We start from the raw sequence: 2,021 nt of genomic DNA on the forward strand, positions 1-2,021 counted from the left end.
TTTCCGCAAGTTTCGGGTTCTTAGCAGGCTTGGTTTCAGGCGGACAGTTAAGTGCTTCGAAATGCCCTACGTTTCATACCCGAGACCGTTGGCAACAATATTGACGAATGAAACTGAAATTCTCTGAAAGATTAGGGATTTTTAAACCCAAAACAACAATTCCAAAGGAACAAATGCCTGAACACTTGCGAAATACAATGTGGTCAGTTGTATGCGAAGAGACATTTGGAAAACTTTCGAATAATCCGCCATATGGAGGTGGATTTTCGGATTTAGCAGATTTTTTTCGAAAATTATGGAGGGACTTTTTCAAAAAGCCAATAGATAATCTTATGATTTCAGATGGTAGAATGTATAGTGAGGATTCCTATAAATTTGTACGAGAATGGTTTTTTAGTGCTAAATGGTATGAGTTGTATGAATTTTTAGAATTCTGTGCGGAAGAATTTGGAGATGAATTTGTAAGAGTATGTAATCCTTATTTAGAAAGAGAATTATCAGGTTTCAGATTTATAGGTTTAAATCTTTTAGAAATAGATTCTCGTGAGGAAATAAACGAAATTGAAAATGCTCTTAACTCGGGAATTAAATATAGACCTGTAATAATTCATATTGAAAGTTCTTTAAAACTTTTAACTGATAAGCGAAAACCAGATTACAGAAACTCAATAAAAGAATCAATTTCAGCTGTTGAGTCCTTATGTAAAATAATAACTGGAAATGAAAACACGACTTTAGGACAAGCATTAAAGATTTTAGACAAACAAAATCCTATCCCGAAAAGTCTCAAGTCAGGATTTAGTGCGATTTACGGATATGCTTCAGACAACGGTGGAATTAGACACGGATTGCTTAATGATGAAACTTCACCAGGTCTTGAAGAAGCAAGATTTATGTTAATTGCTTGTTCAGCTTTTGTAAATTATTTAATAGCAAAAAATTAAAAAATACAGTTGCCAACACCGTTTATCTTCAATCGTGGCTTTGTGTCCTGCGGACACATACGCTCACGCGTCAAAGTCATTTCTTTTTACTATCTTCATTTCTTAAATTCCCACAACTGAAAGATAAACAAGACCGTTGTAAAACATTTAAAAGAACTATATGAAATTCATATTAATGCTATTTTTTGGAATTTTAACGTTGAATTCAAATGCTCAAGATAATAGAGAGGAAACTGTTATATTCTCAAGAATTGGAGAATTGAGCGATGATCAACTGAATAGTTCTGGTGCTAAAAAGTTGATTTTTATTACGGACGAAGAAGAAGCTGAAAAAATGGCGGAATTGGATATCAAAAACGGAAATCCATTTTTGTTGTTAATCGGCGGAATTGCACCAACGACAATTGCTACTGACCCACTATTTGAAAAAAAATATGGAATTTATTTTTATGAATTTGGTTGTTCTGGTCCAGAAAATGACATAATAATTACTTACAACAAAATTGTATTTGAACACTTGAATTCGACAAAAGGAAAAACTTGGATAAAAGAAGTTAGAGACGATGTAATTGGATTTAAGGAATGGAAACGCAATTACAAACGGAAAAATTAAATACAATGACTGAATTTATAATTATATCTATTCTTGTTATTCTATTTGCTGGATTCTTATATTGGGCTTACTTGCCAGATTATCGAAGAAACCCAAAAGAATTTTGGAGAACCATAATTGGAATGCCAATAGAAATGATCTTAGGCGGATTGGGATATCCAACTTTAAATGATAAAATTAAAACGTGGGCAACGAAGAATGAGAAAGTTAATCGTAAGTAAAACGTTTTACAACACCGTATAATTCCAACTAAGGTTTGGTTGTGTCCTGCGGACACAGATGCAAAAGCGTCAAAGTTAGCTCTTTTTATTATCTTTACTCCTAACCTTCCCTTAGCTGGGAAATTATACAAAACCGTTACCACACATATGATTTACAAACTTCAGAACATAAAGAATAATGATTTAGAAAGTCTAAAAAAAGACATTGATTCTGGAGGTAAATTTATATTATTCAATTATAGA

Annotated in this window: 4 protein-coding genes; all 4 read left to right on the forward strand. The window is 32.7% G+C overall.

The features are described 5' to 3' along the window. The first annotated feature begins 107 nt into the window (after window positions 1-107). Entirely contained in the window at window positions 108-944 is an 837-nt protein-coding gene (locus BUC03_RS14980; protein WP_084113013.1) for an AbiJ-NTD4 domain-containing protein, read from the forward strand. 160 nt (window positions 945-1,104) lie between these two features. Beyond that, window positions 1,105-1,557 carry an FEKKY domain-containing protein gene (locus BUC03_RS14985; RefSeq protein WP_073153938.1) on the forward strand — a complete coding sequence of 151 codons (453 nt, stop codon included), beginning with the start codon at window positions 1,105-1,107 and terminating at the stop codon, window positions 1,555-1,557. Between the two features lie 5 nt (window positions 1,558-1,562). Then, a complete protein-coding gene (locus BUC03_RS14990; RefSeq protein WP_143159222.1) occupies window positions 1,563-1,778 on the forward strand; it encodes a hypothetical protein in 216 nt (71 codons plus the stop codon). Between the two features lie 39 nt (window positions 1,779-1,817). Beyond that, on the forward strand, window positions 1,818-2,021 hold a 204-nt coding region (locus BUC03_RS14995; protein WP_143159223.1), incomplete at its 3' end, for a hypothetical protein.

It is taken from the genome of Mesonia phycicola, assembly GCF_900141885.1.
Taxonomy (GTDB): domain Bacteria; phylum Bacteroidota; class Bacteroidia; order Flavobacteriales; family Flavobacteriaceae; genus Mesonia; species Mesonia phycicola.

Bases quoted from the DNA above. Each gene is read 5' to 3' on its own strand.
- BUC03_RS14980 (WP_084113013.1), top strand. From the start codon at position 108: ATGAAACTGAAATTCTCTGAAAGATTAGGGATTTTTAAACCCAAAACA.
- BUC03_RS14985 (WP_073153938.1), top strand. From the start codon at position 1,105: ATGAAATTCATATTAATGCTATTTTTTGGAATTTTAACGTTGAATTCA.
- BUC03_RS14990 (WP_143159222.1), top strand. From the start codon at position 1,563: ATGACTGAATTTATAATTATATCTATTCTTGTTATTCTATTTGCTGGA.